At 69.1% G+C, this 17,176-nt stretch carries 15 protein-coding genes; 7 read left to right on the top strand and 8 right to left on the bottom strand.

Annotated features, from left to right (window positions below; translation table 11 throughout):
• Positions 1 to 37 precede the first annotated feature (37 nt).
• Together P1J78_RS13335 and P1J78_RS13330 are read left to right on the top strand one after the other, a co-directional pair.
• On the top strand, positions 38 to 1,171 hold the full coding sequence (locus tag P1J78_RS13335) for a TAXI family TRAP transporter solute-binding subunit (protein WP_275567866.1): 1,134 nt from the start codon (positions 38 to 40) through the stop codon (positions 1,169 to 1,171).
• A 64-nt stretch (positions 1,172 to 1,235) separates the two neighbouring features.
• Positions 1,236 to 3,194, top strand: coding sequence for a TRAP transporter permease (locus P1J78_RS13330; RefSeq protein WP_275567865.1), 1,959 nt, complete (start codon positions 1,236 to 1,238; stop codon positions 3,192 to 3,194).
• A 55-nt stretch (positions 3,195 to 3,249) separates the two neighbouring features.
• On the opposite strand, the gene P1J78_RS13325 is transcribed toward P1J78_RS13330, so the two are convergent.
• The 5 genes from P1J78_RS13325 to P1J78_RS13305 all read right to left on the bottom strand — a co-directional run bounded on the left by P1J78_RS13325 (position 3,250) and on the right by P1J78_RS13305 (position 8,542).
• Positions 3,250 to 4,176: an SMP-30/gluconolactonase/LRE family protein gene (locus P1J78_RS13325; RefSeq protein ID WP_275567864.1), complete on the bottom strand. Its 927-nt coding sequence runs from the start codon at positions 4,174 to 4,176 to the stop codon at positions 3,250 to 3,252.
• The gene (locus P1J78_RS13320) at positions 4,173 to 5,108 is read right to left on the bottom strand and encodes an ABC transporter permease (RefSeq protein WP_275567863.1); all 936 of its coding nucleotides are present in this window, start codon (positions 5,106 to 5,108) and stop codon (positions 4,173 to 4,175) included. Before P1J78_RS13320 ends, P1J78_RS13325 begins: the two co-directional genes overlap by 4 nt.
• Entirely contained in the window at positions 5,105 to 6,031 is a 927-nt protein-coding gene (locus tag P1J78_RS13315) for an ABC transporter permease (RefSeq protein ID WP_275567862.1), read from the bottom strand. The genes P1J78_RS13320 and P1J78_RS13315 overlap by 4 nt, the downstream gene beginning before the upstream one ends.
• On the bottom strand, positions 6,028 to 7,452 hold the full coding sequence (locus P1J78_RS13310) for a sugar ABC transporter ATP-binding protein (protein WP_275567861.1): 1,425 nt from the start codon (positions 7,450 to 7,452) through the stop codon (positions 6,028 to 6,030). Before P1J78_RS13310 ends, P1J78_RS13315 begins: the two co-directional genes overlap by 4 nt.
• Positions 7,453 to 7,516: 64 nt before the next feature.
• Positions 7,517 to 8,542: an ABC transporter substrate-binding protein gene (locus tag P1J78_RS13305; RefSeq protein WP_275567860.1), complete on the bottom strand. Its 1,026-nt coding sequence runs from the start codon at positions 8,540 to 8,542 to the stop codon at positions 7,517 to 7,519.
• Positions 8,543 to 8,841: 299 nt separating this feature from the next.
• On the opposite strand from P1J78_RS13305, the gene P1J78_RS13300 reads away from it, so the two are divergent.
• Complete coding sequence (locus P1J78_RS13300; protein WP_275567859.1) at positions 8,842 to 10,008, top strand: GAF domain-containing sensor histidine kinase; 1,167 nt, start codon at positions 8,842 to 8,844, stop codon at positions 10,006 to 10,008.
• Positions 10,005 to 10,721: a response regulator transcription factor gene (locus tag P1J78_RS13295; RefSeq protein WP_275567858.1), complete on the top strand. Its 717-nt coding sequence runs from the start codon at positions 10,005 to 10,007 to the stop codon at positions 10,719 to 10,721. The genes P1J78_RS13300 and P1J78_RS13295 overlap by 4 nt, the downstream gene beginning before the upstream one ends.
• 135 nt (positions 10,722 to 10,856) lie before the next feature.
• On the opposite strand, the gene P1J78_RS13290 is transcribed toward P1J78_RS13295, so the two are convergent.
• Genes P1J78_RS13290 through P1J78_RS13280 form a run of 3 tightly spaced genes read right to left on the bottom strand, consistent with a single transcriptional unit; the run spans position 10,857 to position 13,955 of the window.
• A complete protein-coding gene (locus P1J78_RS13290) occupies positions 10,857 to 11,915 on the bottom strand; it encodes an extracellular solute-binding protein (RefSeq protein ID WP_275567857.1) in 1,059 nt (352 codons plus the stop codon).
• Complete coding sequence (locus tag P1J78_RS13285; protein WP_275567856.1) at positions 11,912 to 13,288, bottom strand: sensor histidine kinase; 1,377 nt, start codon at positions 13,286 to 13,288, stop codon at positions 11,912 to 11,914. Before P1J78_RS13285 ends, P1J78_RS13290 begins: the two co-directional genes overlap by 4 nt.
• Positions 13,281 to 13,955: a response regulator gene (locus tag P1J78_RS13280; protein ID WP_275567855.1), complete on the bottom strand. Its 675-nt coding sequence runs from the start codon at positions 13,953 to 13,955 to the stop codon at positions 13,281 to 13,283. The genes P1J78_RS13285 and P1J78_RS13280 overlap by 8 nt, the downstream gene beginning before the upstream one ends.
• 160 nt (positions 13,956 to 14,115) lie before the next feature.
• Here P1J78_RS13280 and P1J78_RS13275 point away from each other — a divergent pair, with 160 nt between their 5' ends.
• The 3 genes from P1J78_RS13275 (at position 14,116) to P1J78_RS13265 (ending at position 17,170) form a co-directional block, all read left to right on the top strand.
• Positions 14,116 to 15,108, top strand: coding sequence for a Bug family tripartite tricarboxylate transporter substrate binding protein (locus tag P1J78_RS13275; RefSeq protein ID WP_275567854.1), 993 nt, complete (start codon positions 14,116 to 14,118; stop codon positions 15,106 to 15,108).
• 78 nt (positions 15,109 to 15,186) lie between these two features.
• Positions 15,187 to 15,618 (top strand): tripartite tricarboxylate transporter TctB family protein, encoded by a 432-nt coding sequence (locus P1J78_RS13270; RefSeq protein ID WP_275567853.1) that lies wholly within the window; start codon positions 15,187 to 15,189, stop codon positions 15,616 to 15,618.
• A 10-nt stretch (positions 15,619 to 15,628) separates the two neighbouring features.
• A complete protein-coding gene (locus tag P1J78_RS13265) occupies positions 15,629 to 17,170 on the top strand; it encodes a tripartite tricarboxylate transporter permease (protein ID WP_275567852.1) in 1,542 nt (513 codons plus the stop codon).
• Positions 17,171 to 17,176 lie beyond the last annotated feature (6 nt).

The raw sequence follows: 17,176 nt of genomic DNA, 5'->3' as shown, positions 1-17,176 counted from the left end.
AGCCCGCAAGCTGCGGCGAAAAGGGAGGAGAGACCACATGCTCAGAGACATCGCCATCTCGGCCACGGCGGCCATCGCGCTGGCCGGCCACGCCACGGCGCAGGACGTCACGCTGCCCAGCACCATCGCGGTGACCGCCGCCGATGTCGGCGGCACGTCCTACAACCAGGCCATCGCCATCGGAAAGGCGCTGCAGGACGCCTATGGCGTGTCGCTGCGCGTCATCGGCACGGCCAACCCGCAGGCCAAGGTCGCGCCGGTCCGCGACGGGCGCATTCCCTTCTCGATCGCGGGCAGCGACGTGTTCTTCGCCTTCGAGGGCGTGGGCGACTATGCCTCGCCGGACTGGGGGCCGCAGGATCTGCGCGCCGTCGCCCTCGTCGGGGGCGAGAACTGCCTGACCTATGTCGTCGCCGGCGATGCCGGGATCGAGACGATGGCGGATTTCAAGGGCAAGAACATCCCCTGGGTGGTCGGCTCCAGCCCGCTGCAGGCGAATGCCGAGGCGATGCTGGCCTTTGCCGGTCTCACCCTCGACGACGTCAACCTCGTGGAGATGCCCAGCTACGGCGCGGCCATCGACGCGATGATCAACGGCCAGGTCGACGCGATGACCACCGTCAGCACCGGCGGGCTGGTCGAGAAGGCCGTCGCCGGCCCGCGCGGCGTCGACTACATCGCCTATCCGCACGACGACGAGGAGGGCTGGGCCCGGATGCGCGAAGTGAACCCGCATTTCGCAAAGCGCGTCGCGACGATGGCCGCCGGCGGGCTGGACGAGCCGCTGGAATGCATCGGCGTGCCCTATCCGGACGTGATCACCTATTCGAAGGACCACGATCTCGTCTACAACTTCACCAAGGCGCTGAACGAGCAGGTCGACGTCTACGCGGCGGCCGATCCCAGCACCGCAGGCTTCGCGCCGGACAAGCAGATGATGGAATGGACCGTGCCCTACCACGAAGCCGCGATCGAGGTGTACCGCGAGGCCGGCGCATGGTCCGACGAACTGGACGCCCATACCGAGGCGCTGCTGGCCCGCGCCGACGTGCTCGCCGAGGCCTGGGCCGCGACCGAGGGGATGCGCGACAGCGAGACCTTCAAGGAAGAGTGGATGAAGATGCGGGCCGAGGCGCTCGAGGCGGCCGGCATGCCGGTCTACTTCCGCTAAGCCCGCCGGAATGTCGGAAACGATCAACAGCGAAGCTGACGGGGCCCAAGGCCCCGTCAGGCAGTTGGGCCCCGCGACCCGCTGGCTGATCCGCCTGGTGACGCTGGTGCTGATCGTCCTGGCGATCAACCAGGCGTTCAACTTCAGCGCGCGCCTGGGCCATACCCTGATCGAGCAGCAATACCTCTACACCGTGCTGATGTTCACCATCCCGGTGCTGTTCCTGACCTATCCGCTGCACGCCACCCGGGGCGACTTCCGGCCCACGCTGCTGGACTGGGGGCTCGCCGCCCTGTCGGTGGGCTGCCTGGGCTTTTTCATCTACCACTCCTACTCGATCATCTCCTACGGGTGGGAGATGCAGCCGCCGCGCGACACGGTGATCGTGGGGGCGGTCCTGTGGGCGCTCGGTGTCGAGGCGTCGCGCCGCGCGGGCGGCTGGATCCTGGCGGGGATCGTGCTGCTGTTCTCGACCTACCCGCTTTACGCCGACATGGTGCCCGGCCCGATCTCGGCCTTCGCCTCGCCGTTCGAATTCGTCGCGGGCTATCACGCGATGTCGCTGGAAAGCATGATGGGCATTCCGCTGCGCGCCTTCGCCAATCTCGTCTTCGGCTTCATCCTGTTCGGCGTCGCGCTCGAACATACCGGGGCCGGCCGCTTCTTCATCAACCTCGCCTTCGCGCTATTGGGGCATGTCCGCGGCGGCCCGGCCAAGGTGTCGATCATCTCCAGCGGGCTGATGGGCTCGCTCAGCGGCAGCGTCGTCACCAACGTGATGACCACCGGCGTGATGACCATCCCCGCCATGCGCCGGTCGGGGATGAAGGGCGTCACCGCCGCGGGGATCGAGACCTGCGCCTCGACCGGCGGGGTGCTGATGCCGCCGGTGATGGGTGCGGCCGCCTTCGTGATGGCCAGTTTCCTGCAGACTTCCTATTCCTCGATCGCGCTGGCCGCGGCGATCCCCGCCTTTCTGTACTTCTTCGGCCTGTTCATCCAGATCGACGCCCGCGCCGCCCGCGACGGGCTGAGCGGCCTGCCCGCCGCCGAACTGCCGTCGCTGCGGCAGACGCTGAAGGAGGGCTGGCACCACATCTTCGCGATCGCGCTACTGATCTTCATGCTGCTCTGGCTGCGGCGCGAGGCGCTGGCGCCGTACCACGCCACCGCCGTCCTGCTGATCGTCAACCAGGTCGTGTCGCGCAAGTACCGCTGGGGCCTCCGCGAGGTCTGGGCCTTCGTCGACAGCGCCGCGCGCCTGTTCGCCAACCTCGCCGGGATCCTGGCCGGGGTCGGGATGATCATCGGCGGGCTGTCCTTCACCGGCCTCGCCGGGACTCTGGTGAACGACCTGCTGTTCATCGCCGGCGGCGAACCTTACGTGCTGCTGGTCATGGGCGCCGTCACGAGCCTCATCCTGGGCGTCGGCATGCCGGCGACGGCCTGCTACATCTTCCTGGCGATCATGCTGGCGCCGGCGCTCGTGCAGGCGGGGCTGGAGCCGATGGCCGTCCACCTGTTCATCTTCTACTGGGGCATGCTGAGCTACATCACGCCGCCGCTCGCGCTCGGGGCCTTCGCGGCCGCCTCGGTGGCGCAGACGCCGCCGATGCAGACCGGCTTCGAGTCGATGAAGATCGGCTCGGTCATCTATTTCATCCCGTTCTTCTTTGTGCTCGATCCCGGGCTGATCCTGGTCGGCGCGTGGCCGAACGTGGTGCTTTCCATCTGCCTCGCGATCTTTGGGGTCTTCGTCTTCGCAAGCGCGATCCAGGGCTACATGCCGGGCATCGGCCGACTGTTCGGCGGGGGCTACGCGGGCCCCCTGCTGCGGCTGCCCGTCCTCGCGGGGGCCATCCTGATCGCCCTGCCGGGCGAGGGCATCCCGGGCTGGAGCGATATCGAGCTGCTGTCCGCCGGGCTCGCGCTGATCCTGCCCTTCCTCGCGGCCGCCTTCGCGGTGAACCGCCGCGCACGTTCCGGCTCGGTCCTGCCGGGCCGTTCGTCCGAGAGGGCGTGACAGGATCGGATCCTGCGCGGCACGAGATCGTGGCTGCCCGGGCGGCCGCGCCGGCCTACCCCATGCCGCGCGCCCAGGGCTCGGCCCCGCGGATATCGACGAAGACGCGGTAGACCGACCTGGTGGCGGTGATGAACATCCGCTGGCCGTCGCGCCCGCCGAAGCAGAGGTTCGACACGACCTGCGGCACGAGGATCTTGCCCAGCAGCGTGCCCTCGGGCGCAAAGCACTGCACCCCGTCGGCGGCCGAGGTCCAGACGTTTCCGGCCACGTCGCAGCGCAGCCCGTCCGGCAGGCCGGGCGCGATTTCCGCGAACGTGCCGGTATCGCGCAGGCCACCGTCCTCGACGGCGAACCGGCGAATGACGGAGGGCACGGACGCATCGTGGCTGGACCCGCTTTCGGCGATGTAGAGCGTGCGTTCGTCGGGCGAGAAGCACAGGCCGTTGGGCTGGGTGAAATTGGTGACGACGGCCGTCAGGTCGTCCTCGGGCGACAGGCGGTAGACGTTGCACGTGGCCTGCTCGGGGTCGCGGCGATAGCCCTCGAAGTTCGAGATGATGCCGTAGGTGGGATCGGTGAACCAGACGGCGCCGTCGGAGCTCACGACCACGTCGTTGGGCGAGTTCAGGCGCTTGCCCTCGTAGCGGTCGGCCAGCACGGTCAGCGACCCGTCGATCTCGGTCCGCACCACGTCGCGCATCCCGTGACGGCAGCCCACGAGCCGCCCCTCCCGGTCGCGGGTGTTGCCGTTGTTGAAGCCCGAGCCCTCGCGATAGACCGACACGCCCTCGGTCTCCGACCAGCGCATGACGCGCTGGCTGGGAATGTCCGAGAACAGAAGGCAGCCGCGGTCGCCGAACCAGACCGGTCCCTCGGTCCAGGTGAAGCCGTCGGCGATGACCTCCAGCTGCGACATCGGGTGGACCAGCGCGGCGAAGCGGTCGTCGTGGATTTCCAGATGCGGCGGCGTCGCGATCATGTCCGGGCCCTCCTGGTGCTGGCGGCGATGACGATGGCGATGATGATGGTGCCGGTCAGCACGTTGCGCACGCCCGCGCCCGCGCCGTAGCTGTTGAGCATGGACACCACGAGGAACATGAACAGCGCCGCGCCCCAGACGCCGGGCACGTTGGAATAGCCTCCGGCGATCGAGGTGCCGCCGATCACGACGACCGCGATGGACATCAGCAGGTACTCCTGCCCCATGTTCAGCGCGGCGCCGCCGGAAAACGAGGCCAGCAGGTAACCCGCCAGCGACGCGAATACCGCGACGGAGGTGTAGGTCGTGGCGCGCACCAGCTCCACCGGCACGCCGGCCAGCCGCGCCACGCGCAGATCCTGCCCGGTGGCCAGCAGCCAGCGGCCCCAGACCGACCGCTCCAGCACGACCCAGACGACGATGGCCAGCACCAGCCCCACCCAGGCCACGTTGGGCAGGCCCAGGAACCGCCCGGTGGAGAAATCGGCCAGCCCCTCGGGCGGCTTGATCCGCAGGCCGCGGTTCGACCAGATAGCCAGCGACTGGTAGACCAGCGACGCCGCCAGCGTCGCGATGATCGGCGGCAGGCGCAAAAGGAAGATCAGCGCGTAATTCGCCAGCCCCGCCCCCAGCCCCACGGCCAGCGCGATGACGAGGCCGAGCATCGCGGTGTTCGGGTCCGACCCCATCGCCTTCAGCGCCAGCGTCGCCGACAGGGTCATCGTCGCCGGGATCGACAGGTCGACATTGCCCGGCCCCAGCGTGATGACCAGCATCTGCCCCAGCCCGACGATCGCCGCGAAGGCCCCGAAGGACAGCGCGGCATAGGCCAGCTCTCCGGCCCCGCGCCCCGAGGTCAGGCCGAGCGTCAGCGAAAAGGCCACGGCGGCCGCGACCCAGGACCACAGCCAGGGTTTGCTCAGTAGACTCATGCAGCCCCCTTCTGGCGGAAGATCAGCCGCGCGGTCAGCACCAGGATCAGGATCGCGCCCTGCGCGCCGATCTGCCAGTCCGGCGACAGCCGCATGAACGACAGGAACGACGCCGCCAGCGTCAGGGTCAGCGCGCCGATCACCGCGCCCGTGGGGCTGACCTTGCCGCCGGTGAACTCGCCGCCGCCCAGGATCACCCCGGCGATGGACAGTAGCGTGTAGCGCAGCGCGATGTTCGCGTCGGCCGAGGTGGTCAGCCCCACCAGCGCCATCCCCGCCAGCACGCCGAACAGCCCGGCCAGCGCGTAGGCCAGCGCCTTCAACCGGATCACCGACCACCCCGCCCGCGCGACCGAGCGGGCATTGCCCCCCACCCCGCGCAGCACCGTGCCGATGCCGGATCGGATGATCAGCAGATGCGTGACCGCGGCGATGATCACCGCGGCGACCACCGCCATCGGCGCGAAGGGCGGCTTGACCGTCATCAGGGTGCGCAGCCAGTCCGGCGAGGCGCCGCCGGGCGAGGGCAGGATGAACAGCGCCAGCCCGCCCCAGACGAAGGACATCCCCAGCGTCACCACGATGGCCGGCAGCTCCAGCGCGTGGATCACCGCCCCCAGCGCCGCGTAGGACAGGATCAGCGCCAGCAGGATCAGCAGCCCCACCACCGGCGCATCGTTCAGGAAGGTCGCCGTCACGCAGGCCGCCAGGCTGACGAAGGCGCCCAGCGACAGGTCGATGTCGTTGACCATGATGATCATCATCTGCGCGATGGTGGCCAGCGCGATCGGCACGGCGAGGTTGAACAGCAGGTTCAGCCCGAAGTAGCTCATTGCGCGCGGCTGCATCCAGAAGGTCGCGGCCAAGAGCACGGCCAGCGACACCACCGGCAGGATGATCCGGTGGCGGGCGAGGAAATTCATGACGCCTCCTGCATCTCGAAGGACGCTTCGAGGATCCGCTCCTCGGTGATCTCGGCGCCGGTCAGTTCGGCGCTGATCTCGTGGTTGCGGAACACGAAGACCCGGTCGCACTGGCAGACTTCCTCGGTCTCGGTCGAGTACCACAGGAAGGTGCGGCCCCGGGCGGCCTCGGCCCGGATCATGGCATAGACGTCCTGTTTCGTGCCGACGTCCACGCCGCGCATCGGGTCGTCCATGATGACCACCGGCGCGGGCGAGGCCAGCGCGCGGGCGAAGAGCACCTTCTGCTGGTTGCCGCCCGACAGCGACAGGACCGGATTCGTCACGTCTTCGGTCCGGATGCCGATGCGGGCCTTCCAGTCCTGCGCCACGCGGGTCTCGGCCGCCCGGTCCACCAGCCCGCGCCGCGCGCCCTGCGGCAGGATCGAGACCGTGATGTTGCGCAGGATCGACCACAGCGGCAGAATCCCGTCGCGCTGCCGGTCGCCGGCGACGAAGACGACCTCTGGCCTCCGGCCCGCGTGCCACGACGAGGTGCGCGACAGGTAAAGCCGCGCCAGCGCCACCGCCTGGCCGTGCCCCGCCAGGCCCGACAGGCCCACGACCTCGCCCTCGCGCGCCGTCAGGCCCTGATCGGTGCGCACGACCTCGGCCCCGAAGTCCCGCGCGGCCTCGGCCGTTTCCGGCGTGTCGGCGGTCACGTGGCCCATGGCATCGACCAGGCCCTGCCGGGTGAATCCGCCGGCGGCGCGTTCGGCGACGGCCTTGCCGTCCTTCAGCACGATGATGCGGGTGGCGACCTCGAACACCTCGCCCAGCATGTGCGAGATGAAGATCACCGCGCCGCCCTCGGAACAGTACCGCCGGACATGGGACAGAAGCTGGTCGGCGATGCCGGCGTCCAGCGACGAGGTCGGCTCGTCCAGGATCACCAGCCGCGCCTCGGTGCCGCGCGGGGCGAAGCCGATGGCGATCTCGACCATCTGGCGTTCGGCGATGGACAGCGTGTCGACCTCGGCATCCGGGTCGATGCCGTGGCCGGGAAAGATGGTGTCGAGGCTGCGGGCGATCTCGGCCCGCGCCGGGCGCCGCCAGCCGGGGCCTTTCAGACCGCTGTGCGAGATGCGCAGGTTCTCGGCCACCGTCAGGTTGGGGCAGAGCGAAAGCTCCTGGAAAACCGAGCGCACCCCGGCCTCCAGCGCCGAGGCGCCCGCGTCGAAAGCGATCTCGCCCGAGGACGGCGCCAGCCCGCCGTTGATCAGGTTCACCAGCGTCGACTTGCCCGCGCCGTTGTGGCCCACGAGCCCGATGCAGTCGCCCGGGTGGACGGACAGGCTCACCCCGTCGAGCGCGCGGACCGGCCCGAAATGCCGGGCCGCGTCCGTCAGCGTCACGAGGGGCGCGCTCTCACGATCGGTCATGCGCGCTCCATTCCTGCGAGAAAAGGGGGCGGGCCGCCGCGACGGGCGGCCCGCCTCGGACCGATCACTTCGCCTCGGCGATGACTTCCTTGGCGTCTTCCAGCGTGTAGACCACGTTGGCGACAGAGCCCTCAGGCGTGGTCTCCAGCGCCTCGTCGAGGGTGTCCTGCGTGATCTTCAGGAAGGGCACCGTCAGGTCCTTCGGCACCTCTTCCCCGGCAAGGATCTGCTGCGACACCCAGAAGGCCAGCGAGGCCACACCCGGCGCGATGGACAGCGACAGCGTCTCGTAGCCGTTTGCGTCGCGTTGTTCGGCCCACCACTGCAGCTCGTCCTGGCGGTTGCCCAGCACGATCAGCGGCGTCGGCCGGCCGGCGGCCTCGAACGCCTGCGCGGCGCCATAGCCGTCGCCGCCCTGCGTCACCACGCCCACGATCTCGGGCAGCGAGGGCAGGATGCCGGCCACGGCCTTCTGCGCCACGTCCTGCGCCCAGTCGCCGTGGACCGAGCCGACGATCTCGAACTGGTCGTGCTCTTCCACGCCCTGATGGATGCCCTTGGAGATCTCGTCGTCGACGAAGACCCCGGCGAGGCCGCGAATCTCCAGCAGGTTGCCGCCCTCGGGCAGGCGCGAGGCGAGATAGTCGACCTCTTCGCGGCCCATGGCGGCGAAGTCCACGGCGATCCGCCAGGCGCAGGGCTCGGTCACGATGCCGTCGAAGCTGACGACGGTCACGCCCGCGTCGCAGGCTTCCTTGACGGCGCCGTTCAGCGCGGTCGGCGAGGCGGCGTTCAGCACGATGGCGTCATAGCCCTGCAGGATCAGGTTCTGGATCTGCGCGGCCTGTTCCGTCGCCTGGTTCTCCGAGGTGGTATAGGCATCGGCGGCGGCGACGACGCCCTCGGCCACGGCCTCTTCCGCCGTTTCCTCCCAGGTCTGCAGCATCGCCTGCCGCCAGGAATTGCCGGCGTAGTTGTTCGACAGCGCGATCCGCATGTCGGACGTGTCGGCCATGTGGGATTCGGCGTGCGCCATACCCGTGGCCATGGCAAGACTCGCCGCGCCCAGCAGCATCTTCGAAATCGTCATGTTTTCCTCCCTGTCGCGCAGCAATCCTGCGCAGCGTTTCCGAGCCGGAAAGGACACGGATGGCGCGATGATGCGAAGCGACAGCGGGGCTGTAAAGGCATTCATCCGCAGAGCTGTTGCGGGAACCCGCAACAGCAATGCGGTCTACGGTGTTTCCTTTCGCGGCATTGCTTGCCAGAATTGCGGGAACGCGCACCGCGCGACGGGAGGAGACCATGTCCGACGCCAACGCGGCCCCAGGGGCGGCCACAGGGACGGATCCAGAGGCGGCCCCGGGGACGGATCCAGTCACGACCCCAGTGGCGACCCAAGTGAAGGAGGCCGCCTTCCTGCGCATCTCGGCGCATCTGGCCGAGCGCACCGACATCGCCTCGGCGCTGGAGGCGGTGGCCGACGAGATCGCCGAGGTCATCCCCTTCACCCATGCCGATCTGTGCCTGAAGGACCGCCCCGGCTGGCTGTCGAGCTACGAGGTCGGCATCCGCACCCGCTGGTCGCGCGCCCGCACCCGGGTGGACGTGTCGCCGATCCGCGACCTGATCACCGGCAAGTGCGACTACATGCTGTGCCGCGACGCGATGCAGGACCCCCGCCAGACCTACGACGGCGCCGTGTCCGAGCCGATCTTCAACCACAAGCTGCGCTCGCGCGTGCATGTGCTGATGAAGGTGATGGGCCAGCCCATCGGCACGCTCAACATCTCGCATTCCACGCCGGGGCTCTACGACATGGACACGGTCCAGCGCGCCCAGCACGTGGCCGATGCCCTGTCGCCCTATTTCCACGCGCTGCACACCGCCGAACGGGCGCAGCGGGTCGCGCAGGTCGGCCAGGAGGCCCAGGCCCGCGAGGAAGGGCTGCGCCGCGGCGCGCTGGAACTGACCCAGACGCTGGAGCAGGAGCGCCAGCGCATCGGCATGGACCTGCACGACCAGACCCTGGCCGACCTGACGCGCCTTCTGCGCGAGATCGCGACCGAGGCCGGTCCCGACCGGGACCACCTGACAAGGCGCATCACCGAGATCATCGGCGACCTGCGCCGGATCATCGACACCGCGGTGCCGACCCTTCTGGACCTGTTCGGCTTCGTCCACGCGGTGCGTGTCCACCTCGAACGCGCGGTCGGCCAGCAGCCGATCGACATCCACGTCGCCGACGAGACCGACGGCGCGCCCGACCGGCTGGACCCCACGGTGCGCACCGCCCTGTTCCGCATCGCGCAGGAGGCGATCAACAACGCCGCGCGCCATTCCGGCGCCCGCCGCATCGCGGTGCGGATCACGCCGCACGGGCGGTCCGGCCTTGTCATGACGGTCCGCGACAACGGCCGTGGTCTTCCCGCCGAGCTGGTACGGAACTCGGGCCTCGCCCATATGCGCACCCGCGCAAGGCTGATCTCGGCCGATCTCGACTTCCTGAACGAGGACGGCTGCACGCTCCGGGTCAGGCTGGAGGGGGCGCCATGAAGGTGCTGTTGGTCGAGGACGACCAGTTTCACGCCACCTTCCTGCAGGACGCATTGTCAGAGGCGCTGCCGGAAGTCACCGAGATCATCCACGCCGCCGACGGCGCCGTCGGAGAGGAGGAGGCCCGCCAGAGCGGTCTGGAGGCCATCGTCATGGACCTGCAGATGGAGCGCCGCAACGGGATCGAGGCGGCCCGCACCATCTGGTCGGAGCGGCCGCAGACCCGCATCCTGTTCTGGTCGAACTACGCCGACGAGGCCTATGTCCGCGGCATCGCCCGGATCGTGCCGGACGACAGCGCCTATGGCTACGTCCTCAAGACCGCCTCGCGCGACCGGCTCAAGCTGGCGCTGCGCGCGGTGCTGCTGGAGGGCCAGATCATGGTGGACCGCGAGATCCACCGGCTGCAGAAGGGCGGGGCCTCGCCGCGCAACCGGCTCGACGACAGCGAGTTCGCCGTGCTGGTCGACCTGGCGCTGGGCCTTCAGGACAAGCTGATCGCGGAACGGCGCGGCATGTCCCTGCGCACCGTGCAGAACCGGCTGCTGTCGCTCTACGAGAAGCTCGGGGTCTATTCGGAGATGGACGAAAGCGTGACGCTCAACAAGCGGGTGCGCACCCTGAACCGCGCGCTCGCCACCCGCACCATCAATATCGAGACGTTGGAGGCGGCGCAGCGCGACCTCGACACCTGGCTGGCCGGGCGCCGGTGAACCGGCTTTCGGTTTCCGTCGGCACCGCTTCGCCCATCGTCACCGTGGGGCGGACGACCTCGGGGGGAGCCGCCCGGTCCCCTGCCCCGCCGCACGCCGGGGTCGCGGGGCAAGCCCGCCCTCCGGAAGTGGCCCTCAGTGCAGCTGCGGAAAGGCGTCGCGCCAGCGTCTGATGAAGATCTCGCGCTTGTCGGTATCCATGGCGACGAGAAGCGTGGGATTGAGACCGACCGGGCGTTCCAGCGTCTCGACGGGACCGAACACCTCGATCGTGCTGCCGTCGCCCTCGCCAAGCCGAACGATCAGGTCCTGCGCCTCCAGCATCGCCCGGCCGTCCTGGGACAGCAGGTAGTCGAGCAGATCCCGCGCCGCGCCGGAGCCGGCGGAGCCCGCGGGGATCATCGCGGCCCGCGACAGGATGAGCGTGTAATCCTCGGGGGCCAGGACGGCGAGACGCGGATCCTGGCGGGCGCGCTGCAGCGCGTAGGATCCGAGCACGTTGTAGGCGATCAGGTATTCGCCCGACGCGACCCTGTCGATGATCTCGGCCGAGCAGCAGGTGGCGATGGAACCGCTTCGGCCGAACGCCTCCATCAGGCCGCCGAAGGTCGTCGCCTCGAGCGAGTCGCTGAAGGCGAGCAGGAACCCCAGCCCCGATTCCTCGATGTCGTAGGTCGCCACGCGCCCGGCGAAACGGCTGTCGGTCGGCCGCAAGAGATCGAGCAGATCGAACCGCGAGCGCGGCACCTCCTCGGGCGTGAGCAGGTCGCGATTATACACCACCACCACCGGTTCGCGGGTGACGCCCCAGAGCTGATCGCGCCAGGTCAGCTGCGGCGGCAGGGTTGCCGTCGCGTCCGAGGCATAGCTCGCCGCACAGCCTTCGTTGACCAGGTCGATCATGTGATGCGCGGCCGAGCTGATCACCAGATCGGCGCCGGCGCGGCCGTTCCGGCAATCCACCGCGGTGAGAGAATAGAGATCGTTCGAGCCCCATTGCTCGTAGACGATCCGCGTGTCGGGCCGCGCCGCGACATAGGTCTCGATCACCGGCCGGAGCACCGCCAGGTCGGTCGTGCTGCGCAGCACGATCGTCCGGGCGGCCGCCGCCGGCCCGAAATCGGCCGTCAGCTCGGTCGTCTGGGCGGCGGCGGATTGCCAGAGACAGACAAGGAGCACGGCAATGCGGATCATTCCGGGCGCCCCGGCAGTTCGAGCGCGACGACGAACTGTCCCTCGGAGTGACGCATGGCGATCCGGCCGCCGTGCCCCTCCGCCACTTCGCGGACGATGGCCAGGCCGATTCCGCTGCCGCCGCCGACGCCGGATTTCGCGAACCGCTCTCCGGGGGTCTGCGCCATGTCCCAGGGCGGACCGGGGCCGCAATCGCTGACCCATAACGAGGCCACCGCGCCGTTCGTCACGCCCAGGCGGATCGGCGGTTGCCCGTGGTGCAGCGCATTGGTCAGGAGGTTCTTGCCGGCCTCTGCCAGCGACAGCGCGTCGCCGGTCACCTCGACCGGCCGGTCGGAGATGTCCAGCATCACCTCGACCCCGGCCTGCACGAAGAGGTCGTCGGTCTTCTCGACGATCTCGACCGCCACGTCCCGCAAGTCCAGCCGCGTTGCCGGCGCGGTATCGGCCCGATGGATGATCATCGCCCGGCTGAGCAACTGGTCGAGAAGCCGGCCCAGCCCGGCGGCGCGGTCCTGGATGCGGGCGACGATGCGGTCGCGCCGGGCCGGGTCGCTCTCGCTCGCCGCAAGCTGGGCCTGGACGCGGATCGCCGCCACCGGGGTGCGCAGCTGGTGGGCGGCGTCGGTAATCAGCTTGCCGGTCGCGACGCTCTGGCGGTCGAGCCGCGCCATGAAACCATTGAGGGCGGTGAGCATCCCCGCCACCTCCTTCGGGGCCGCCAGTCTGAGCGGCGTCAGGTCGGTCGGCTCGCGCGCCGCGAGGGCGTCGCTTATCCGCGGCAGCGGTCGCAGCGCGCGGCTGACCGCCAGCCACGCGAACAGCGCCATCACAGCCCCGGCGGCGCCCAGGACGATCAGCGCGTTCTGCGCGATGCTGCGCGCGAGGTCACGCCGGGCGAGCAGCGTGTGGCCGATGATAACGCGGACCGGCCCCGAGAAGCTGCGCTCGGCGAAGCGCCGGGTCAGGGCGACGTAGCGCGCCGGCTCGCCGCCGAAGGCGCCGTCGTAGAACACGCTTTCGGTGCCGGGAAAGGCGTCGGGCAGCGGCGTGGCCGGGTCGCCGGTAAGCGTGGTGCCGTTGGGGCCGACGACCCGGTACTGGATGCGGTCGTCCGGCGCGAGCGACATGAGTTCGAACGCCGAGACCGGCATGTCGACGAGCGCGACGCCGTTCCGGATCGAGATCGCGGTCGCGATATCGGCCGCGGCGCCGATCAGCAGGCGGTCATAGGCCTCTCGGGCGGCCTGGCGGCCATAGGCCAGCGCGGTCGCCAGCACCACGGCCCCGCCGAGCACCAGGACGGAGCCGACGGCCAGCGCCACACGGCTCTTCAGCGACAGGGTCGCGCGCACGCCGCCGGGGTCAGGCATCGTCGGCGTCCAGACGGTAGCCGAGCCCACGATGCGTCTCGATCCGGGCGCGCGACCCGGCGAGCTTCTTGCGCAGGCGGGCAATGTAAAGTTCGACCGCGTTCGCCCCCACATCCTCCCGGTCGAAGGAGAACAGCCCTTCGAACAGCCGCTCCTTCGACAGGAGCTGACCCCGGTGGGACATCATGAGATGCAGCAGCGCCATCTCGCGGCGGGTCATGTGCACGGGCGCCTCGGCGACATGGACCGAACGGGCCGCCGGGTCGAATACCAGGTCGGCCAGCCGCATCTGGCTGTCGGCCTGCCCCTTTTCGCGGCGGATGAGCACGCGAAGCCGCGCTTCGAGTTCGCGCAGGTCGAACGGCTTGACGAGGTAGTCGTCGGCGCCGGAATCCAGCGCCTCGACCCGGGCCGTCACCTGAAATTCCGCGGTCAGGATCAGCACCGGCGTTCCGTCGCCGCGGCCGCGCAGCTGCTTCAGCAGGCTGCGCCCGTCCCCGTCGGGCAGGCTGATGTCGAGGACGATGCAGTCATAGTCCTGCACGCCGAGGAAATCCCGTGCCGTTTCGAGCGTCGCGGCGAGATCGCAGGCGAATCCCGCGCGCTCCAGGCTCGCCACGACGGCATCCCCGACATCGGCGGTGTCTTCGACGATCAGAATGCGCATCCGCGTCTCCCCCTAGGCGGAGCACTCTATCCCGCACGCGCCGCGCGGAAAAGAACAGGCTTTGCGGGGGATGACAGGTTGGTGACAGGTTCCGCCGCTATGGTCGCCGCATGTCGGGCCGCCGCAAGTGCGGTCCTGCAGAAACACGTGGAGGAGACATATGCAGCTTACCAACATCCGGCGCGGCCTGACCGTCGCGGCCATGCTTGTCTGCGCGCCCATCGCGGCCGCGGCACAGGACTTCACCCCCGAGACCCCCGAATGCATCGCCCCCGCCAACCCGGGCGGCGGCTGGGACTTCACCTGCCGGCAGGTGGGCAAGACCCTGCAGGATCTCGGGCTGATCCCGTCCACCATGCAGGTGGTGAACCTGTCCGGCGGCGGCGGCGGCGTGGCCTTTGCCGAGGTCGTCAACAAGCGCAACGACGAGAACGACCTGATCATCGCGGCCTCGTCGGCCACCGCCACCCGGCTGGCGCAGAACGCCTATCCCGGCAACACCATGGACCAGGTCCGCTGGCTCGGCTCGATCGGTGCGGATTACGGCGTCATCGCCGTTGCCGCCGACAGCGAGATCGAGACGCTTCCCGAACTGATGGAGCAGATCAAGGCCAATCCGTCCTCCATCTCGATCGGCGGCGGGTCGGCCGTGGGCGGCTGGGACCACCTGAAGGTGCTGATCGCCGCGCAGGAGGCCGGCATCGAGGACGTCCGTTCGGTGAAATACATCGCCTTCGCCGGCGGCGGCGAGGCGGTGACCCAGCTGCTGGCCGGCTCGCTCCAGGCCTTCACCGGCGATCTGTCCGAGGCGCGGGGCTTCGTCGAATCCGGCGACATCAAGGTGCTCGCGGTGCTGGCGCCCGAGCGGCTGGAAGGCGATTTCGCCGAGTTCCCCACCGCGCGCGAGCAGGGCATCGACGCGATCGGCGCGAACTGGCGCGGCTTCTATGCCCCCGGCAACATGAGCGACGCCGCCTATGACTACTGGGTCGACCGCATCGCCACGCTCTACGACAGCGACGAGTGGAAGACGGTGATGGAGAACAACGGCCTGGCGCCGCTCGACCTGCAGGGCGAGGAGTTCCAGACCTTCGTCGCCGACTCGGTCCAGAGCATCCAGGAGCTGTCGCGCGAGATCGGCATCCTGCAGTGACGGTCTGACGTCACCCTGGCGCCTCCGGGTCTGGCCGGGGGCGCCTCCGCATGCCAACTGCAGTCGGGAGGCGTTCGCATGAGCGACCGTATCTTCGGCGGGATCGGCCTGATCCTTGCCATCTTCTTCGCCTGGCAGGCGTCCGTCATCCAGGAGAGCTTTCTGTCCGATGCCGTGGGGCCCAAGGTGTTTCCCTATGTCATCGCCGCCGTGATGACGCTCGCCTCGCTGTATTTTCTGCTCAAGCCCGACCCGGAACCCAGCTGGCCGCGCATGGGCCACCTGGCCGAGATCGGCCTCGCCGCGGCGGTGATGTTCGCCTACGCGCAGGTCCTGCCCGAGCTGGGCTTTGTCATCTCGACCGCCGTCGCGGCGGCCTACCTGACCTGGCGCCTCGGGTCGCCTCCGCTGCAAAGCGTGATCATCGGCGTGAGCACCTCGGTCGGCATTTACGTGATCTTCCGGCTGCTGCTCGGCCTCAGCCTGGCCCGCGGCCCCTTCGGTTTCTGAGGAGACCCCAATGGAACTGATGTCCCAACTCGGCGACGGTTTCGCCGTCGCCCTCACCTGGCAGAACCTCGCGCTCGCGCTGATGGGCTGCTTTCTCGGCACGATCATGGGCGCCCTGCCCGGCCTCGGCCCGTCGAACGGCGTCGCGATCCTGATCCCGCTGGCCTTCACGCTCGGCCTGGGCGCGACGCCCTCGCTGATCCTTTTGACCAGCGTCTATTACGGCGCGATGTACGGCGGGCGGATATCGTCGATCCTGCTGAATATCCCCGGCGACGAGCCGGCGATGATGACCTGCCTCGACGGCTATCCGATGGCGCAGAAGGGCCGCGCCGGCGAGGCGCTGGCGCTGTCCGGCGTCGCCTCTTTCGTCGGCGCCTTCTTCGCCACCTGGGGGCTGGTCCTGTTGGCGCCGCAGCTCGTCAAGGTGGCGCTGCTGTTCGGCCCGGCGGAGTATTTCGCGCTCTTCGCGCTGGCCTTCGCCACGCTGGGCGGCATCTCGTCCACCAACCAGGCGAAATCCGCCTTTGCCGCGGCCCTGGGCCTGGGGCTCGCGATGATCGGCGTCGACACCCAGACCGGTGTGCCGCGCTTCACCTTCGGCGAGGTGCATCTCTACGACGGGATCGACTTTCTCGTGGCGATCGTCGGTCTCTTCGCGCTGTCCGAGGTGTTCATCTTCCTCGAACACCGCGGCACCGAGCGCGATATCTCGAACCGGCCCAGGATGGAGATCGGCCGCATCGTGCCCTCCTGGAGCATGATCCGCTCCTGCATTCCCACCATGGGCCGCACCACGGTGCTGGGCTTCGTCGCCGGTGTGCTGCCGGGCGCGGGCGCCTCGCTCGGCTCGTTCATTTCCTACTCGATGGAAAAGCGGCTGGTCGACCGGGAGAAGACCTTCGGCACCGGCGATCCGCGCGGCGTCGCGGCGCCGGAGACCGGCAACAACGCGGCCGCCGGCGGCGCGCTGGTGCCGATGCTGGCGCTGGGCGTGCCCGGCTCCGGCACGACCGCCGTCCTGCTGGCCGTGCTTCTGGCGCTGAACATCACGCCCGGCCCGCTGCTCTTCACCCAGAACCCGGACGTCGTGTGGGGTCTGATCGCGGCGCTCTTCATCGGGAACTTCATGCTTCTGGCGATGAACATCCCGATGGTCGGCCTGTTCACCCGCGTGTTGCTGGTTCCGCCCCGGATCCTGATGCCGATCGTGGCGATGATCTCCTTCGTCGGGATCTACGGCATCTCCGGCTCCAGCTTCGACCTGATGGTCATGGTCGGCTTCGGGGTGATGGGCTGGGTTTTGCGCAAGCTCGACGTGCCGCTGGTGCCGATCATCCTGGGCACGCTTCTCGGCAACGAGATGGAGGTCAATTTCCGACGCGCCGTGAATATCGCCGATGGGGACTATTCGGTCCTTCTCTCCTCGCCGCTGACGATAATCCTGTGGACCATCGCCGTCGTCGGGTTCGTCCTGCCGATCTTCGTCGGGGGCATCCTGCGCCGGCGGATGCGGATGACGAAGGACTCGGAGGGATCGACCGTCGACTGAGGAACA

Source organism: Psychromarinibacter sediminicola (assembly GCF_029168335.1).
Classification (GTDB): domain Bacteria; phylum Pseudomonadota; class Alphaproteobacteria; order Rhodobacterales; family Rhodobacteraceae; genus Psychromarinibacter; species Psychromarinibacter sediminicola.
The sequence above is the reverse complement of the archived record's forward strand: the minus strand, read 5'-3'. Positions and strand labels throughout refer to the sequence as shown.

What these genes read in the sequence shown, in the direction of transcription:
- P1J78_RS13335 (WP_275567866.1), top strand. Translation starts at nt 38, where the DNA reads ATGCTCAGAGACATCGCCATCTCGGCCACGGCGGCCATCGCGCTGGCC.
- P1J78_RS13325 (WP_275567864.1), bottom strand. Translation starts at nt 4,176, where the DNA reads ATGATCGCGACGCCGCCGCATCTGGAAATCCACGACGACCGCTTCGCC.
- P1J78_RS13320 (WP_275567863.1), bottom strand. Translation starts at nt 5,108, where the DNA reads ATGAGTCTACTGAGCAAACCCTGGCTGTGGTCCTGGGTCGCGGCCGCC.
- P1J78_RS13315 (WP_275567862.1), bottom strand. Translation starts at nt 6,031, where the DNA reads ATGAATTTCCTCGCCCGCCACCGGATCATCCTGCCGGTGGTGTCGCTG.
- P1J78_RS13310 (WP_275567861.1), bottom strand. Translation starts at nt 7,452, where the DNA reads ATGACCGATCGTGAGAGCGCGCCCCTCGTGACGCTGACGGACGCGGCC.
- P1J78_RS13305 (WP_275567860.1), bottom strand. Translation starts at nt 8,542, where the DNA reads ATGACGATTTCGAAGATGCTGCTGGGCGCGGCGAGTCTTGCCATGGCC.
- P1J78_RS13295 (WP_275567858.1), top strand. Translation starts at nt 10,005, where the DNA reads ATGAAGGTGCTGTTGGTCGAGGACGACCAGTTTCACGCCACCTTCCTG.
- P1J78_RS13290 (WP_275567857.1), bottom strand. Translation starts at nt 11,915, where the DNA reads ATGATCCGCATTGCCGTGCTCCTTGTCTGTCTCTGGCAATCCGCCGCC.
- P1J78_RS13285 (WP_275567856.1), bottom strand. Translation starts at nt 13,288, where the DNA reads ATGCCTGACCCCGGCGGCGTGCGCGCGACCCTGTCGCTGAAGAGCCGT.
- P1J78_RS13280 (WP_275567855.1), bottom strand. Translation starts at nt 13,955, where the DNA reads ATGCGCATTCTGATCGTCGAAGACACCGCCGATGTCGGGGATGCCGTC.
- P1J78_RS13275 (WP_275567854.1), top strand. Translation starts at nt 14,116, where the DNA reads ATGCAGCTTACCAACATCCGGCGCGGCCTGACCGTCGCGGCCATGCTT.
- P1J78_RS13270 (WP_275567853.1), top strand. Translation starts at nt 15,187, where the DNA reads ATGAGCGACCGTATCTTCGGCGGGATCGGCCTGATCCTTGCCATCTTC.
- P1J78_RS13265 (WP_275567852.1), top strand. Translation starts at nt 15,629, where the DNA reads ATGGAACTGATGTCCCAACTCGGCGACGGTTTCGCCGTCGCCCTCACC.